Source organism: Cobetia sp. L2A1 (assembly GCF_009796845.1).
Lineage (GTDB): Bacteria > Pseudomonadota > Gammaproteobacteria > Pseudomonadales > Halomonadaceae > Cobetia.
On record NZ_CP047025.1, the window covers coordinates 226214 to 242899 of the forward strand.

The following is a 16686-nucleotide window of genomic DNA, read 5'->3' on the forward strand; positions in this document are numbered from 1 at the left end:
GGCGGGACCCTAGGTCGTCGTGTAGCAATGTTGAGAATTCACAGGATTTTCATCATCCATGCAGTTCCTTGTCCATTGAGGGAGAGCAAGATGACGACTTCACATGCGAATGCTTTTCATGACACTGCCACTCGCCAGACCGCTGCTCGCCAAACCCGAGCCAATGAAGAGGCGACAGTCAGAGCCTCTGCCACCGGCCAGCGTCTTGGGACACGCGAGGTGGACGCTGATCGCAATCAGGCGCCGGAAGCCTATCTGGATAAATCCGGCAGCGATCGTGGTTCTGATCCCTCCACTTCAGACAGCCCGGAGGATGCTTACCCGACACGTCTTGCCCAGCCGCCGCAGCACCTGTGGCAATCACGCAGTGAGCCAGTCGTGCATGCGCGCGCCGATGAAGGTCCGCTGGGGGCCGAGCAGCTCAAGCGCTTCAAGCGTGATGGTTTTCTGTTCGAGCCGGAATTACTGGCCCCGGACGAGGTAGAGGCGCTCAAGGCCGAATTGGCAGCGCTGCTCGACAATGACGAGTGGCAGGGCCGTGACTTCACCATCACTGAGCCCAAGAGCCACGAGATACGTTCAATATTCGCTGTGCACTTTCTCTCGCAGCGTTTCCGTCAGCTGGCAGAAGACCCACGGCTGATCGGGCGTGCGCGCCAGATTCTCGGCGGAGAGGTCTACGTTCATCAGTCTCGAATCAACTACAAGCCGGGTTTTGAAGGCAAGGGCTTCAACTGGCATTCGGACTTCGAGACGTGGCACGCCGAGGATGGCATGCCGGAAATGCGCGCCGTCAGCGCCTCGATCATCCTGACCGACAATCACCACTTCAATGGTCCGCTGATGCTGATCCCCGGCTCGCATGAAGTCTTCGTGCACTGCCTCGGTGAGACGCCGGATGACAACCACAAGTCATCCTTGCAGGCGCAGAAGGTGGGGGTGCCCTCTCGCGAGGCATTGAGCGAGTTGATCGCCGAGCGCGGTATCGAAGCACCGACTGGCGCGGCCGGTGGCCTGCTGATGTTTGACTGCAACACCCTGCATGGCTCCAACGCCAACATGTCACCAGATCCGCGCAGTAACGCCTTCTTCGTCTATAACCGTGTCGATAATGCGATGCAGGCGCCATTTGCCGCCTCGCGTCCGCGGCCTGAGTTTCTGGCCCATCGTGATGACGGGGGCTGGGATGCGCTCGAGCACACCGACGATGTCAGCCACTAGTGCAAAGAATGCCACGTGAGTGAATTGCCCCAGCGAACCGTTCTAGTGAACCCAGGATTCCGCCGGGGCAACGAAATCTCTGACGATAGTGCTGTAGTGGGCAGTAGTGGGGGCGGCGTAAGATTGCAGGCCTCTAGAACGGTGTACCTTCATGATTTGACAGGAGTCCTGCATGCCGCTTGCTCAGCGTTTCACCCCTCGTTTCACTGATGGCCAAGTCTTTGCTCATGATCTGGGCAAGGCGGTATGCGTCGGTCGCAACTATGCCGCGCACGCAGAAGAGCTGGGCAATGAAGTGCCCAGTGAGCCACTGTTGTTCATCAAGCCGGCCACCAGCGTGGTCGAGCTCGAAAAGCCGCTGGCACTGTCGCGTCGTCGTGGTCAGTACCATTACGAAGCGGAACTGGCACTGCTGATCGGCAAGCCGCTATGTGAGGCCAGTGAAGAAGAAGCACTGGAAGCACTGGCGGGCATGGGTCTGGCGCTGGACCTGACCCTGCGCGAGCGCCAGAGCAAGCTCAAGGCCAAGGGCCAGCCGTGGGAACTGGCCAAGGCCTTTGATGGTAGTTGTCCGCTTTCGGTCTTCGTACCGCTGGAAGGGCCACGCTGGCGTAGCGCTGATGGCACCCTGCACGACGTTGATTTCCAGGCACTCAGCTATCGCTTCGCCATTGATGGAGAGCAGCGCCAGACTGCCGATACCCGCCTGATGCTGTTCCCCGTGGCGCGCCTGCTCAGCGAGATCAGCCACAGCTTCACGCTGCTGCCCGGCGATGTCGTGCTGACGGGCACGCCGGAAGGAGTCGGTGAGCTGAATCCGGAGCAATCGCTGGTACTGGCACTGGATGCACCGGACGGCAGCGGTGAACTGCTGCGCATAGCCTCGAGCACGCGTAGCGTCGCCTGATCTTCGTTTCGCCAGTTTTCCCTCTGGCAGTACGAAAACACGAAAGCCCCTGCCGGTTACCCGGCAGGGGCTTTTTTCATGGTACTTGCAGGGCCGTTCTTGAGTGCTGCGGCTCAGCTCTCGAGGTAGGTATAGCCGTCGAGGCCCGCCTTGAGGTCTTCCAGCAGATCAGCCTGTTCCAATACACTCAGGCCAGAGGCCTTCAGCTGACGGGCCAGGCGTACTGCCAGGTGATCCGGATCGAAGTTCACGTAACGCAGTACCTGCGCGACGCTATCGCCCTGAATGGCATGTGATAGTTGCCACTGGCCGTCTTCGCCCAGGCTTGCATCCACTGAGTCGGTATCACCGAACAGATTGTGCAGATCACCGAGAATCTCTTGATAGGCGCCGACCATGAAGAAGCCCAGCAACTTCTCTTCATCGTCATTCCACTCTGGCAGCGGCAGGGTCGCATCAAGCCCCTGGTCATCCACGTAGGTGTCGATACGGCCATCGCTGTCGCAGGTGATGTCCTGAATCACGCCACGGCGCGTCGGCGCACGATCCAGCCCTGTCAGCGGTAGAATCGGGAAGATCTGCTCGATGCCCCAGATGTCCGGCAGTGACTGGAACAGCGAGAAATTGACGAACAGCTTGTCGGCCAGCTTCTCGTTCAGCTCATCCAGCACCATTCGGTGCGAGCGCTGACGAGCATCGAGGCGCGTCGAGAGGCTACGGCATACCGTGGTGTAGATGGCTTCGGCCTCGGCGCGAATGGCAATACTCGCCAGGCCCATCACGAAGCGTTCCTGCACCTGCTTCTGCGCATGCACGACAGCATGATAGATCTCGACCAGCTCACGTGGCTCCAGCGGGCCATCGAGGCGATCGGCCTGAGCCCACAGCGCAGCGATCTGCAGATCATCCTCACGGCGAATCGGCAGTGGCAGGTCGACACGCTCCTCGCCGATCACGTCTGTCACCAGCACGGCGTGATGCGCCGTCAGGGCGCGGCCGGATTCAGAGATGATGTGCGGATGCGGCAAGTCATGCGCTTCACAGACCGCATGGAAGGCACCGACCACATAGTCAGCGTACTCACGCATGGAATAGTTGAGCGAGCAGGCGCTTTCCGAATGCGTTCCTTCGTAGTCGACTCCCAGGCCACCGCCGACATCGACGATCTCGACACCAGCACCCGCCTCATGCAAGCCCTGGTAGAAGCGTGCACATTCCGCCAGGCCGCGCTGGATATCACTGATATCCGCGATCTGGGAGCCGAGGTGGAAGTGAACCAGCTTGAGGCAGTCTAGAGCATCGACTTCGCGCAAACGCTCGACCAGCGCGATGATCTGGCTGGCGGTCAGCCCGAACTTGGATTTCTCGCCGCCGGTATTCTGCCAGTTGCCCTTGCCGATGGTCGCCAGACGGGCGCGCAGGCCGATGCGTGGACGCACGCCCAGGCGCTCGGCCTCTTCCAGCACCAGCTCAAGCTCGCTGGCCTTCTCGACCACCAGATGCACGCGATGGCCGAGCTTTTCGCCCATCAGCGCCAACCGCACGTATTCGCGGTCCTTGTAGCCGTTGCAGACGATCACTGACGGGCCGTTGTCCGACAGCGCCAGTACCGCCAGCAGCTCCGGCTTGCTGCCGGCTTCCAGGCCGACTCGTCCGCGTGAGCGCTCGTTGGTCGCCAGCAGCTCTTCGACGACGCGACGCTGCTGATTGACCTTGATGGGATACACCGCGGTATAGCTTGAGCCATAGCCGCGTGACTCAATGGCGGCATCGAAGGCGGCACACAGCTGCTCGACGCGGTCATGCAGGATGTCGGCAAAGCGGATCAGCAGCGGCAGGCGCAGGCCTTGCTCGCGTGCCTTGTGGATCAACGAGATCAGTGGCAACGCGGGGGTGCCCGGCTCGCCCTGAGGGCGGACGAGTGTCAGGCCATCCTGACCGACGTCGAAATAGCCGCTGCCCCATTGGTCAATGTTATAGGTACGGCGTGCTTCGGCTGCAAAGGAGGTCATCGCGGTCTCCGGAGATGGACGGCGTGAAGATAAGCCCGACAGCGCCGCATCCACATGAGATAAGGCGCATCAATAAAGTGAGCGCGTCATGTGAAGAGTGTGGGCGCGGCAGCGCCGGAGAAGACAAGGACGCCCGCACGGAATGCGGGCGCTCAGGGGGCGCATTATGCCTGCTGACAGGCTGCAGGCAATCGCTTTCACGCGTGACAGCGTGAGGAATGTCGAAATGTCCACCGTCTCGAATCAGACCGGTAGCGCTGCGTCGGGCAGCGGCAGGACGCCTTCTTCGATGCGACGGCCCAGCAGCTGACGATATTGTGACGGATCTTTCGGCGTCAGGCTGTGCGCAGGCGGATCGACATACACCACCAGCAGGCGTGATAGCCAGTAACGCAGCGCAGTCATGCGCAACATCGTCGGCCATAGGCGGCGTTCGTCGGCATTCATCGGGCGCTCTGCAAGATAGGCGCCGAGCAGGGCGTCATGACGTGCGACATCCAGGCGGCCATCTTCACCGGAGCACCAGTCATTGACCACGATCGACAGATCGAAGATCAGGTCGCCAGTGCAACCGTTGTAGAAGTCGATGATGCCGCCGAGGCGATCGCCATCAAACAGGGTGTTATCGCGGAACAGGTCGCCGTGCAGCGTGCCCTGTGGAAGATCAACACCACTGAAGGCCTCTTCACAGATATCTATCTCGTCGGCCATCAACGCCTGATCGCTCGGTGTCAGATAGGCGAGCACCTTGTGGTGCATCGGCTTGATCCAGTGCAGATCACGTGTATTGGGGCGCTGGCCAGTGAAGTGGCGCGATACGGCGTGCATGCGGCCGAGTGCGGCACCAATCTCGGTGCATTGAGCCACATTGGGTGCGACAGGCCACTGCCCCGGCATGCGCGGGAAGAGTAGCGCAGGCTTGCCGGCCAGCATCTTGAGCGCCTGGCCGTCGTTGTCATGCAGTGGGCCCGGTACGGGCAGCTTGTGATTGGCGAGGAAGTCGAGCAACTCGACGAAGAAGGGCAGCTCATCGTGCTCGCCCTGTTCGAAGAGAGTCAGCACCATCTCACGGCGATCCGTGGTGACGAAGAAGGTCGAGTTCTCGGTACCGTGCGCGACATCCTCAAGGGAGGTCAGTGTGCCTGCGTCGTACTCTGCCAGAAACTGTGCGACCTGCTCGTGGCTCAGGGGGGTAAAGACTGCCATCTGTGACTCTCGCCGAATGTGCCTGTCCCAGCGCTGCCCTGCACGTCATGAGCGTGCAGGGCAGCGGAAGGAATTATTGTAGGGATGCAGAGGTGAGACTGCGCCCAAGGGCAGGCCGCCAGGATCAGGCCTGCCATCAGGCATATTACTGACTGGAGCTTATCATTTTTTACGCGCCCAGCCCGGCACCTGCAGCTGGCTTGCATTTTTTACGCCGGACTTGATGAAATTGCCGTTGCCATCGCTGTCGAGCAGGAAGAAGGACGGCGCGCTCTTGGGGATGATCTCGATCGCGAACAGCTGGCCGTTGACGCGATATTCACGCAGCGTGCGGTCATCCTGCTGGCGGCTGGTGACCTGCGGCTTGGGGGCGTCACTCTCGGCCACGGCCAGTGGTGCGCTCAGGCTGGTGACCGCCACCAGCAGGCTGGCGGCCAGCAGGCGAGGCAGTGTCAAGGTAGAACGCGTGGCGGAAGATGCAATCGTGCGCATGGCATGTCTCCTGAGCGCAAAAGTCCTGTGCGCTGACGTACAGAAGGGAGGTTTGCCTGTCGTCTGGCAATCAGGCGCTCCCGTTGCAGGCAGTTTACGCCGCCCGTCTCTCGGCTGCACTAGCCCACCTGCGTGTCGTTGATGGTGGATGGCGGCTGGGCGTGTCGTCAGCCCTTGCGTATCATGAGCGCATTGCCGCCGGCGTTTACCCCGGCCCCACCTTTCAGCCTACGGATGCGACTGCTCATGGCCGCCACGCCGATCGTTCTCGTCGATGGATCTTCCTATCTCTATCGCGCCTTTCACGCCCTGCCGCCGCTGACCACCTCCAAAGGGCTGCCGACCGGCGCCGTGAAGGGGGTGATCAACATGCTCAAGAGCCTGATTCGCCAGTACCCGGATAGCCCCATGGCGGTCGTGTTCGATGCCAAGGGCAAGACCTTCCGCGATGACATGTACGCCGAGTACAAGGCGCAGCGCCCGCCGATGCCGGATGACCTGCGTCTGCAGATTGAACCGTTGCATGCCTGCGTGCGCGCTCTCGGACTGCCGCTGCTGTGTGTCACGGGTGTCGAGGCGGATGACGTCATCGGTACCCTGGCGCGCCTGGCGACCGAGGCCGGGCGTGATGCCGTCATCTCTACCGGCGACAAGGACATGGCGCAGCTGGTGAATGAGCACATCACGCTGGTCAACACCATGAAGAACGAGACGCTGGACGTGGACGGCGTCACCGAGAAGTTCGGCATTCCGCCGAATCTGATCATCGATTTCCTGGCGCTGATGGGTGACAAGGTCGACAACATTCCCGGCGTACCGGGTGTGGGCGAGAAGACCGCACTGGGCCTGCTGCAAGGCATGGAAGGCGGTCTCGACACCATCTATGGCGATCTGGATCGCATCAAGACGCTCAGCTTCCGTGGCGCCAAGACTCTGGCCAAGAAGATGGAAGCGCATCGCGACGAGGCCTATCTCTCCTATCGCCTCGCCACCATCAAGCTGGATTGCGAGCTGGAACACGGCCTGGATGATCTCGCGATTGCCGCGCCGGACACCGCTGCGCTGGTCGAGCTGTATAAAGAGATGGAATTCAGGGCGTGGCTGAAGGAGCTGCAGGAAGGCGGTGACATGGCCGCCACGCCGCACGCCGACGAGAAGGACAGCGGTGTGGCCGCGACAGATCTGTTCGGTGACAGCATCGCGGCGGTGGCGACTCCTGCCGCTGGCAAGGACAAGGCCGCCTCGGCGCCCACGCCGGTACTTGAAGTGGAAGGCGACGAGGACATGACGCCTGACGTGCTGCCGCCGCGTGAAGCGCGCAACTATCGCGCCATCACCACACAGGCCGAACTGGATGAGTGGCTCGAGCGCGTGCGCAAGAGTTCCTCGCTGTGCTTCGATCTCGAGACCACTAGCCTCAACTACATGGAAGCCGATATCGTCGGCATCGGCATGGCACTGGAAGTCGGTGAGGCCGTCTACATTCCGGTCGCGCACAGCTATCTGGATGCCCCCGCACAGCTGGACCGCAAGGCGGTACTGGCGGCGCTGACGCCGATTCTGGCCGACTCCGCCATCACCAAGATTGGCCAGAACCTCAAGTACGATATCGAGGTGCTGGCGCGCTACGATATTCCCGTCTCTGGCCCACTGGCCGACACCATGTTGATGTCCTACGTGCTCAACTCCACGGTGACACGTCACGACATGGATTCGCTGGCGCTCAAGTATCTGGGTGAAACGACCATCAGCTTCACCGATATCGCGGGCAAGGGCGCCAAGCAGCTGACCTTTGATCAGATCGCGCTGGAAGAGGCGATGCCCTATGCCTGTGAAGATGTCGATATCACCCTGCGTCTAGCGGCGCTGCTGGGGCCACAGGTCGCCAGAACCGGCCGTCTGGAAGAGGTGCTCCAACAGCTCGAATTTCCGCTGATTCCGGTGCTGGCGCGTATCGAGCGCAATGGTGTCGCGATTGACCCGGAGCGGCTGCACACCCAGACGCGTGAGCTGATCGAGCAGATTCATACAGCCGAGAAAGAAGCCTTTGCGCTGGCGGGCCGTGAGTTCAATCTCGCCTCGCCCAAGCAGCTGGGGGAAATCCTCTTCGAGGAGCAGAAGCTGCCGGTCAAGAAGAAGACGCCCAAGGGCGCGCCGTCGACGGCTGAAGCGGTGCTGGAAGAGCTGGCGCTGGACTTTCCGCTGCCCAAGATCATCATGCGCCATCGCGGCATGACCAAGCTCAAGAGCACCTATACCGACAAGCTGCCGCAGCTGGTGAATCCGGTCACGCGTCGTCTGCACACCAGCTATCACCAGGCGGTGACCGCGACGGGGCGTCTGTCATCGTCTGATCCGAATCTGCAGAACATTCCGGTGCGCAGCGAAGAGGGGCGGCGTATTCGTCAGGCCTTCATCGCACGTCCCGGTTATCGCATCGTCGCGGCGGATTACTCGCAGATCGAACTGCGCATCATGGCGCACCTCTCGGGGGACAAGGGGCTGCTGTCAGCCTTCGCCGACAACCGCGATGTGCACGCTGCCACGGCGGCGGAAGTCTTCGGTGTCGAGGAGTCGCGTGTCAGCACGGACCAGCGCCGCAGCGCCAAGGCGATCAACTTCGGGCTGATCTACGGCATGTCGTCGTGGGGGCTGTCGCGTCAGCTCAATATCGAACCGGGCAAGGCCAAGACCTATATCGAACGCTACTTCGATCGCTATCCGGGCGTTGCGACCTACATGGAAGACACGCGCCGTCTGGCCGCTGATCAGGGCTATGTCGAAACCATCTTCGGCCGTCGCCTCTATTTGCCGGAAATCGGCTCGCGCAATCACGCGCGCCGCAGTGCCGCCGAACGCACCGCCATCAACGCCCCGATGCAAGGCAGCGCCGCTGACATCATCAAGCGCGCCATGATCGACGTGGATGCCTGGCTGGCGGACAGTGATTCAGGCTACGACGCCATGATGGTCATGCAGGTACACGATGAACTCGTCTTCGAAGTCGCCGAAGCGCAAGTCGACGCCTTCATGAAAGACGTTGCCCAACGCATGCAAGACGCCGCCGCCCTCGACGTCCCGCTGCTCGTCGAAGTCGAGCAAGGCGACAACTGGGAAGAAGCGCATTAGGTTTTAATTTAAAAAGTATAGAAAAGCCAAGATTGATGATTTCGGTCTTGGCTTTTAATGTTATTTATTTACCCTCGAAGCAGTGCTCTAACTCCGGATCTATCGAGAACATATATTGGCGAAGTTCGTTTACATAATCCTCTAACTCCTTCATTGTTGTTATTTCGGCAAGGTTTTCTTTACAATCGTACTCTTTTTCTAATTCCACTGCGTGATCGGTGTTTTTGTGTCTACATATAACGGTCGCACATATATAGACGCAGTATTCTGAAAGCAGCATTATTTCTGCATAGCTCTTGGGCACTTCAGCATCGAAATAGCGCTTTTTTAGGCATGTTATCTTTCCATTTTTATTATCGTCCCTAAACCCATGTGCTAGCATAGTATTTCGCATACCTTCTATGCCTCGCCACTTTTTTATTCTATCGATAGCAGGTTTAACTATTTTCATTGTTTCTCTGACTCTTAAATCGTCTCTTGCATAAGTGTTGAACCTCTTCCATTTGTTCATAATAGAGTATATATCTATAATCATCTTGATGCTGATTGAGAATTTTAGTTCTTCATCTTGCTTGTAACGCCTTATTAATTTCAGGTCACTTTCCATAAGGCCTTTTATTGCACCAAGGATTACTATTGAGTCTTGTAGTGCCGTGGACATTTTTATGCCCTCCACTATTACTTGTTTTTTTATTGTTGATTGATTTTCTCAATGCTCATTTTCACTGTAGTGGTCGTAGAAAATAATTAAAAATTTATTTTCTACGACCACTGGCTACGTTGATCCTTGGCGGCGGTAGGCCGATGCTGTGAGTGGTGTCCGGTTTTCCGGACGCTGGCTGCGTGAGGGCGCAGCTCACAACAATCAGATCCGGCGGGTGTGGTGGCGGAGGATGGCTACCCACGATGATCGGACACGCCAAGGGGGAGCGGAAGATGGCTCAGCAGATGCCAGTGTTAGGCGGTGCAGGAGTGGTGACGCCGCTGCGCAACGATTTACCTGCAACGTCGATTCTTCTGGAGAGTGCACGTCGAGAGCTGTTGAAGGCGGCGATGAATGCGGTGGAGGAGTGGGTGGTGGTGGTGGATGCCCGCGGCTGCATCCAGTTTCTCAATGCGCCGTACGCTGAGTTTCTCGGCGTCGACCCTGAGGCGGTATTGGGACGTGATGCCCGCGAGGTGATCGAGAACACCCGCATGCATGAGGTGCTGGAGAGCGGACGGGCAGAACTTGCCCAGCTGCAGTTGATTCGTGGCCATCACATGATCGCCCATCGCTACCCCATCCTGCGTGATGGCGAGGTCATCGGCGTCATCGGTTCGGTGATCTATCACGATACCTGGGAATGGCGGCAGGTGAATGCGCAGGTGCAGGCGCTTGAAGCCGAGGTGGATTACTACCGTCAGGCACTGGAAACTACCACCGGTGCCCGCTGGAAGCTGAGCGACATCATCGGTGAATCCCCTGCGATGCGTGAGTTGGCGGCACGCGTGCGCAAGATTGCCCCTGGTGGCGCATCGGTGTTGATTCGCGGTGAATCGGGTACCGGCAAGGAGCTCTACGCCCACTCGCTGCATCGTGCCTCGGCACGCGCGGAAGGGCCTTTCATCAAGCTCAACTGCGCCGCGATTCCCGAAGCTCTGTTGGAGGCCGAGCTGTTCGGCTACGAGGAGGGCGCTTTCACGGGTGCACGGCGTGGCGGCAAGCCCGGCAAGTTCCAATTGGCGGATGGCGGCACGCTATTTCTCGATGAGGTCGGCGACATGCCGCTGGCGATGCAGGCCAAGCTGCTGCGCGTTCTGCAAGACCGTGAAGTCGAGGCCGTCGGCGCGACGCGGCTGGTGACGGTGGATGTGCGCGTGATCGCCGCGACCCACCGCCCGCTGGAGGCGCTGGTCGAGAGTGGCGAATTCCGTGAAGACCTCTTCTATCGCATCAACGTGGTACCACTGGTGATACCACCGCTGCGCGAACGCCGCGAAGACTTGCCTACCCTGGCCTCTCATCTGTTGGGGCGGCTGGCACGACGTAGTGGCCGCCGCCCGCCAGTGTTGTCACCCGCGGCGTTGGAGCGACTGTGTGCCCATCATTGGCCCGGCAATGTCCGCGAGCTGGAGAACGTGCTCGAAGCGGCCTTCTATCTCGGTGGCAGCCATATCCAGCCGACAGACCTGCCGGACGCCATTGGGACTCGGCGTAATGAGATATCCACACCCCCTTCCTGCCAAGCAGTCAGCGCAACTCCATCGATGACGCTGGATACCTTTGTGACGACGGGCTCACTGCGTGAAGCCATGGCATACGCTGAGCGGCAGTTGATCGAAGAAGCCCTGTGCAGCTGTGGCGGCAACCGCACGCAGGCGGCGCGCCAGCTGGGCATCGCCAAGTCATCACTCTACGAGAAGCTCGCGCGGCATGGGGTGTAGGCGGCCGAGTGAGAAGAATGTCACAAGGCGTCCGGAAATCCGGAATTATGTCCGGCTTTCCGGACGTTTTTGGGAAATCACTCTGTCATCACGCTACATGCCCCATCAGCCGTGAACCTTGCAAGATTCATGGCGGATCAGAAGGTCTTGGCTACTGTCATTGGTACGCGACCTTGGTGGCGATTTTAGGCAAGCAAACCTGCGAGGCGTCCGGATAACCGGACGCCTCGCAGGTTTTGGGGAGGACCAAACTGCATGGCAGGCAGAAATTGCGCGACGATGTGAGTGTAGATGGCTGAAATAATTGATATTCCAGTGGAGTGGTCAGTGACTTGCGTTACTCAAGGGCGAGTTGACGTAAGCGTAAGCTATGCGCGTGGCAGCATGTTTCATCAGTACGTCTGGCCAGCACCATGGGTCAGTAAAACAATAATCAGGGAGCCGCCCCATGCCTCATCACGCTGTTTCTCATCTGTCCGCCACTCCACGTCGTCTGCGTCTCGGAGTCGCCATCGCGGCAGCCGTCGCTACCACGACGTTGATGGTCGCCATGCCCGCACAGGCCGAAGGCCCGAAGAAGCTCGACGTGGCCAGTACCTTCTCGACCAAGAACTTCCTCGGTGCAGGCGCGGTGCGCCTGTCTGAGGAGCTCAAGACTGCCACCGGCGGTGCCGTCACCCTGCGTGTGCATGAACCGGGTGATCTGGTACCGGCCTTTGAAGTCTTCAACTCCGTATCTTCCGGTGCCATTCAGGCCGGTTGGGACTGGATGGGCTACTGGGCAGGCACGGTACCGATCACCAATCTCTACGGCGCACTACCGTTCGGCCCGAGTCCGGAAGCCTTCATGTCGTGGATGTGGGCCGGTGAAGGCACCGAGCTGATACAGGCCGCCTATGACCCGTACGGCGTGAAGGTGCTGCCGTGCTTCATCTCTCCGCAGGAAACGGGCGGCTGGTTCAACAAGGAGATCAACACGCCGGACGACTTCAAGGGGCTGTCCATGCGCATCTCGGGCCTCGGCGCCAAGGTGCTCAACAAGCTGGGCGCTTCGACGCAGCTAGTGCCGGGCAGCGAGATCTACCTGGCGCTTGAGCGTGGCCGCGTCGATGCCACCGAGTTCTCGGTGCCGCAGGTCGATCAGGCGATGGGCTTCAATGAAGTCGCCAAGTATTACTACTTCCCGGGCTGGCATCAGAGCGCGAGCTGGTTCTCGTTGCTGGTCAATCAAGAGGTGTGGGACAGCTACAGCGATGAGCGCAAGGCACAGTTCCAGACCGCTTGCCGCGCGACACTGCAGTGGGCTATGGCAGAAGCGCCGCCGGCACAGGTCAAGGCGATTCACGAGCTGGAGGCCAAGGGTGTCGAGGTCAAGCGCTTCCCGGAGCCCGTCATGACGGCGCTGCAGAAGGCGTGGGGTGAGGTGCTGGAAGAAGAGAAGAAGACCAACCCTGACTTCGCCAAGGCCTATGATTCGCTGATGAAGCACGCGGCGCTGATCGACGAGTGGTATGAACTGCAAGCCATGCCGCCACCGATGGCCATGAAAGACGATGGGGGCAGCGCACAATGACCGACCCCCGCCTTGCGCCCTGGCGGGCAAGAGGCGGGGCGGTGTGTGGAGCCCTGGGGCGACCGTTGGTCGGCCTGGGGCTGTGGGTGGGTCGCTGGACCAGTTGGCTGGGTCTGGCGATCATCCTGGCTGTGCTCACCACCGTCACGCTCAACGCCCTGGGTATCAATGAAGTCGCCAACTGGGGGTCGCCCGATGTGCTGCTGTTCGGCACCGCGATCACCATCAATTCCGTCACCGAGCTGCAATGGCATCTGTTCGGGATCCTGACGCTCTTCGGTGGTACCTACGCTCTGCACAGCGATACGCATGTGCGGGTCGATCTGTTCTATCAGCGGCTTACGCCGCGTGGCCGTGCCGTGGTCGATATCCTCGGCCACCTCATCATGCTGATTCCCTTCTGCCTATTGATCGCCTGGCTATCGAAGCACTCCGTGATCATGTCGTACACCTCGGGCGAGAAGTCCAACTACGGCGGGCTGGTGGATCGTTATCTGATCAAGGCGATATTGCCGATCGGGCTGGTATTCCTGGCCCTTGGGGCGCTCGGGCAGATCTTCGAGAACCTGTCCTGCCTGTTTGACCCGGCGCGTGTGCCGGAACGTCTGAAAGATCATGAGATTGCCAGTCTGACCGGCCTTGCCCCCCAGACGGCAGGCGCGTCGACTGACGCCGCGGCCCCCCACGACTCTGCCCATGGGAGCCACGACAATGCTCGCTGAATACGCTCTGCCCATCACCATGGTGGTGGCGCTGCTTGTTGGTATCTTCTCCGGCTACCCGGTGGCCTTCCTGCTCGGCGGGCTGGGTATTCTGTTTGCCTTCATCGGCGATATACCCGTGGCATTTCTGGGTACCGTCGGTTCACGCATCTTCGGTGGAGTGATCGAGAACTGGCTGCTGATCGCGATTCCACTGTTCGTGTTCATGGGGCTGATGCTCGAAAGCTCCGGCGTGGCGCGCAATCTGCTGATGACGCTGCAGCGCCTGTTCGGCCGTGTGCATGGTGGCCTGGCGGTATCGGTCGCGCTGCTCGGTGTGGTGATGGCGGCCAGTACCGGCATCATCGGTGCCTCCGTCGTGATGCTGGGGCTGCTGGCGCTACCCGTGATGCTGGGCCAGGGCTACAAGCCGGAGATGGCCTGTGGCGTGATTGCGGCCTCCGGCACGCTGGGCATCCTGATTCCGCCCTCGATCATGTTGGTATTGATGGGCTCCATCCTGCAGATCTCGGTTGGCGCACTGTTCAAGGCGGCACTGGTGCCCGGCCTGCTGCTTGGCGCGCTCTATGTCGCTTACCTGCTGATCACCGCCAAGCTGCATCCCGACTGGGCACCACTGCCAGACCAGAAGCTGCTGGGCACCGACAAGACACCGCTGGCACTGGCGCTGCTGCGGGATCTGTTCGGCCCGATGGTGTTGATCGTCGCGGTGCTCGGCTCGATCATGACCGGTATCGCCACGCCCACCGAGGCTGCGGCCATCGGCGCGGGCGGAAGCTTGCTGTTGGCATTGGTGATGGGCGGGCTGTCCTTCTCCACATTGCGCAACACACTACGTGATACCTCACGCACCAGCGCGATGATCCTGTTTGTCGTCATCGGCGCGACCTGTTTCTCGGTGGTATTCAAGCGTCTCGGCGGCGATTACCTGATTGAGGACGTCATCACCGGCACTGGCCTGGGCCCCTACGGCTTGCTGCTGCTGTTGATGGGACTGATCTTCGTGCTCGGCTTCTTTCTTGAGTGGATCGAAATCAGCTTCGTGGTGCTGCCGCTAGTGGCACCGGTGGTCGAGGTGCTGGACTTCGGCATGGGGCTTTCCGGTCAGGGCCTGCTGGTGTGGTTCGCGATTCTGGTCGCCATCAACCTGCAGACGAGTTTCCTGACGCCACCGTTTGGCTATGCCCTGTTCTACCTCAAGGGCATCACTGCGGGTCAGATCTCCATCGGTACCATCTATCGCTCTATCCTGCCCTTCGTTGGCCTGCAGCTGGCGGGACTGAGCTTGTGCATCCTGTTCCCGTCACTGGTGCTGTGGCTACCGGGATTGATGCCCTGACCCTGGGTGTCACGCTGGATGTCAGGCAACACCATGGCGCATCACAAGGTGGTGATGCGCTCGATGAAAGCGGTAATTCGCTGAGTGAACGAGCAGGGAGAACATCATGCTGCCACGACGCAGGGTGTTGATCGCGGGGCAGGGGGCATGGCTTGAAGCCATGGCGCGCACCTTCCTGGAAGAAGGCGCCATCACCGGGCTGATGGGCACCGGGCTTGCGGATCTTGAGCAGGTGCTGGATGCGCTGGGCGGCGAGCAGAGTGATCGCTTTGGGCAGGTGATGGGCGAGGGCTGCTTCGAGGCATTGGTGGCCCGCCTGGGACGACTCGATGTACTGGTTTGCATGCCACCGTCTGCGGCCATTGCTCAGTCGCTGGAGGAGTGTCTGGTGCAGCAGGTGGCCGGGCCGGCGGCCCTGCTCAAGGCTGGCTGTGCGCGGATGTTGCGCCACGGCGGACGTCTGCTGGCCGTCGCACCACCGCTGTCCTCGCTGGACCATCACGGCACTGCCATGGCACAGGCGGCACTGAGTGAGTTGATCCAGCGGCTGGCATCACGCGCGCCGGACAAGGTACGCGCCAATCTGCTGTGTCCCCAGGGCAGCGGGCCTTCTGCTGTCGCGGAATGTGCGCGATTTCTGGCAGGGGGAGCAGGGCGCTCGCTCAATGGCCAGGTGCTGCATTTGAGTGAGTAGCATTGTGCCTCTGCTTCACTCCTGCCCCTCTCGCTGTACTATTTCTCCGCACTCTCCGCACTCTCCGCACTCTCCGCACTCGACGCGTGTGTCTGGCGTTGCCTTCGCGACGCTCATGCGCCGACACCGGCTGCTCTCAACTGGCCCCAAAACCGGCAATGAAGACACGCACGCAGCGTTGTACATGCGGGCGATGGATTTCCATGCTGTCGGTTCGGCAAGCGCGTCCCAGCAACGCATCGATATGCAGCGGACTCAGCAGCATGCCCATCAGCATGTTGGCGGCGTTCAGCGGCTGCGTGCCCAGCCCGCTGCCGGGTAGCGTGCCTTTTTCCACCTGTTGACTCAGATAGTCGGCGAGTCTCTGGCGCGTGACGTCGGGGCCATTCTCCAGAAACAGGCGACCCAGTTCGGGCGTCCGCCCGCTTTCGAAAGCCAGCCCGCGTAGTAGTCGGATCAGGCGTGGCTGCAGTGCCAGCGAGAGAATGGCCATGCCGAAGCGTTCCAGTGCCTGTGGCGGATGGCTGCCATCGCTGACCTGCTGGTCCATCAGCGCCCACACGGATTTGGCCTCCTGCTGCATGACCGCCAGAAACAGACCCTCCTTGTTGCCGAAGTTGCGGTACAGCGTCGCCAGCGAACCGCCTGCTTCGCGTGCGATGTCATTGATGCTGGTCGCCGCAAAACCCTGCTCAAGGAAGTGCTCGCGTGCCACGCTCAGCTGGCGCTTGCGACGCGCATCGCCACGTGGAGAGGCACGTGTGACAGAAGCCTCTAGCGGTAGTGCCGTCAGTTCTTCAGGGTTGTCGGTCATGTGAATGTCCTGCTGGAGAGTGGGGCGTGTGTCTCATGACATCATGCAGTTCTGTGGTTGCAGTTACCTGAACGGACAGGGACGTAAGGTGCAACTGTTGGAGTGCGCAAGTTAACTGTAGTATTTATTACACTTAATAGCGATGCATGG

13 protein-coding genes are annotated in these 16686 nt (G+C 60.3%); 8 read left to right on the forward strand and 5 right to left on the reverse strand.

From position 1 onward, the window contains the following. Positions 1-90: 90 nt before the first annotated feature. Entirely contained in the window at positions 91-1221 is a 1131-nt protein-coding gene (gene thpD, locus GQR90_RS01075) for an ectoine hydroxylase (protein ID WP_158772526.1), read from the forward strand. 172 nt (positions 1222-1393) lie between these two features. Continuing rightward, the gene (locus GQR90_RS01080; RefSeq protein WP_158772527.1) at positions 1394-2128 is read left to right on the forward strand and encodes a fumarylacetoacetate hydrolase family protein; all 735 of its coding nucleotides are present in this window, start codon (positions 1394-1396) and stop codon (positions 2126-2128) included. A 113-nt stretch (positions 2129-2241) separates the two neighbouring features. Here GQR90_RS01080 and speA read toward each other — a convergent pair whose 3' ends face one another. From speA to GQR90_RS01095, 3 genes are all read right to left on the reverse strand, one after another. Continuing rightward, complete coding sequence (speA, locus tag GQR90_RS01085; protein WP_158772528.1) at positions 2242-4140, reverse strand: biosynthetic arginine decarboxylase; 1899 nt, start codon at positions 4138-4140, stop codon at positions 2242-2244. 243 nt (positions 4141-4383) lie between these two features. Further along, on the reverse strand, positions 4384-5346 hold the full coding sequence (locus tag GQR90_RS01090) for a homoserine kinase (protein ID WP_158772529.1): 963 nt from the start codon (positions 5344-5346) through the stop codon (positions 4384-4386). A 162-nt stretch (positions 5347-5508) separates the two neighbouring features. Beyond that, complete coding sequence (locus GQR90_RS01095; protein WP_158772530.1) at positions 5509-5838, reverse strand: DUF2782 domain-containing protein; 330 nt, start codon at positions 5836-5838, stop codon at positions 5509-5511. Positions 5839-6084: 246 nt separating this feature from the next. Here GQR90_RS01095 and polA point away from each other — a divergent pair, with 246 nt between their 5' ends. Continuing rightward, positions 6085-8967, forward strand: a complete 2883-nt coding sequence (gene polA, locus GQR90_RS01100) for a DNA polymerase I (RefSeq protein ID WP_158772531.1) — start codon at positions 6085-6087, stop codon at positions 8965-8967. A 64-nt stretch (positions 8968-9031) separates the two neighbouring features. Here polA and GQR90_RS01105 read toward each other — a convergent pair whose 3' ends face one another. Continuing rightward, entirely contained in the window at positions 9032-9628 is a 597-nt protein-coding gene (locus tag GQR90_RS01105; RefSeq protein ID WP_158772532.1) for a hypothetical protein, read from the reverse strand. A gap of 275 nt (positions 9629-9903) precedes the next feature. Here GQR90_RS01105 and GQR90_RS01110 point away from each other — a divergent pair, with 275 nt between their 5' ends. From GQR90_RS01110 to GQR90_RS01130, 5 genes are all read left to right on the forward strand, one after another. Beyond that, on the forward strand, positions 9904-11394 hold the full coding sequence (locus tag GQR90_RS01110; protein WP_233266374.1) for a sigma-54 interaction domain-containing protein: 1491 nt from the start codon (positions 9904-9906) through the stop codon (positions 11392-11394). 448 nt (positions 11395-11842) lie between these two features. Continuing rightward, a complete protein-coding gene (locus GQR90_RS01115; RefSeq protein ID WP_233266375.1) occupies positions 11843-12967 on the forward strand; it encodes a TRAP transporter substrate-binding protein in 1125 nt (374 codons plus the stop codon). Next, positions 12964-13689, forward strand: coding sequence for a TRAP transporter small permease subunit (locus GQR90_RS01120; protein ID WP_158772533.1), 726 nt, complete (start codon positions 12964-12966; stop codon positions 13687-13689). Before GQR90_RS01115 ends, GQR90_RS01120 begins: the two co-directional genes overlap by 4 nt. Further along, entirely contained in the window at positions 13664-15028 is a 1365-nt protein-coding gene (locus tag GQR90_RS01125) for a TRAP transporter large permease (RefSeq protein ID WP_233266376.1), read from the forward strand. The genes GQR90_RS01120 and GQR90_RS01125 overlap by 26 nt, the downstream gene beginning before the upstream one ends. Before the next feature lie 106 nt (positions 15029-15134). Further along, on the forward strand, positions 15135-15722 hold the full coding sequence (locus GQR90_RS01130; protein WP_158772534.1) for a hypothetical protein: 588 nt from the start codon (positions 15135-15137) through the stop codon (positions 15720-15722). A 136-nt stretch (positions 15723-15858) separates the two neighbouring features. On the opposite strand, the gene GQR90_RS01135 is transcribed toward GQR90_RS01130, so the two are convergent. Then, positions 15859-16536 (reverse strand): TetR/AcrR family transcriptional regulator, encoded by a 678-nt coding sequence (locus GQR90_RS01135; RefSeq protein ID WP_158772535.1) that lies wholly within the window; start codon positions 16534-16536, stop codon positions 15859-15861. Positions 16537-16686: the final 150 nt, after the last annotated feature.

Excerpts from the sequence above, each read along its gene's own strand:
- GQR90_RS01110 (WP_233266374.1), top strand. The coding sequence starts at position 9,904 with ATGGCTCAGCAGATGCCAGTGTTAGGCGGTGCAGGAGTGGTGACGCCG.
- GQR90_RS01135 (WP_158772535.1), bottom strand. The coding sequence starts at position 16,536 with ATGACCGACAACCCTGAAGAACTGACGGCACTACCGCTAGAGGCTTCT.
- speA (WP_158772528.1), bottom strand. The coding sequence starts at position 4,140 with ATGACCTCCTTTGCAGCCGAAGCACGCCGTACCTATAACATTGACCAA.
- GQR90_RS01130 (WP_158772534.1), top strand. The coding sequence starts at position 15,135 with ATGCTGCCACGACGCAGGGTGTTGATCGCGGGGCAGGGGGCATGGCTT.
- GQR90_RS01120 (WP_158772533.1), top strand. The coding sequence starts at position 12,964 with ATGACCGACCCCCGCCTTGCGCCCTGGCGGGCAAGAGGCGGGGCGGTG.
- GQR90_RS01125 (WP_233266376.1), top strand. The coding sequence starts at position 13,664 with ATGGGAGCCACGACAATGCTCGCTGAATACGCTCTGCCCATCACCATG.
- thpD (WP_158772526.1), top strand. The coding sequence starts at position 91 with ATGACGACTTCACATGCGAATGCTTTTCATGACACTGCCACTCGCCAG.
- GQR90_RS01080 (WP_158772527.1), top strand. The coding sequence starts at position 1,394 with ATGCCGCTTGCTCAGCGTTTCACCCCTCGTTTCACTGATGGCCAAGTC.
- GQR90_RS01090 (WP_158772529.1), bottom strand. The coding sequence starts at position 5,346 with ATGGCAGTCTTTACCCCCCTGAGCCACGAGCAGGTCGCACAGTTTCTG.
- GQR90_RS01115 (WP_233266375.1), top strand. The coding sequence starts at position 11,843 with ATGCCTCATCACGCTGTTTCTCATCTGTCCGCCACTCCACGTCGTCTG.
- GQR90_RS01095 (WP_158772530.1), bottom strand. The coding sequence starts at position 5,838 with ATGCGCACGATTGCATCTTCCGCCACGCGTTCTACCTTGACACTGCCT.
- GQR90_RS01105 (WP_158772532.1), bottom strand. The coding sequence starts at position 9,628 with ATGTCCACGGCACTACAAGACTCAATAGTAATCCTTGGTGCAATAAAA.
- polA (WP_158772531.1), top strand. The coding sequence starts at position 6,085 with ATGGCCGCCACGCCGATCGTTCTCGTCGATGGATCTTCCTATCTCTAT.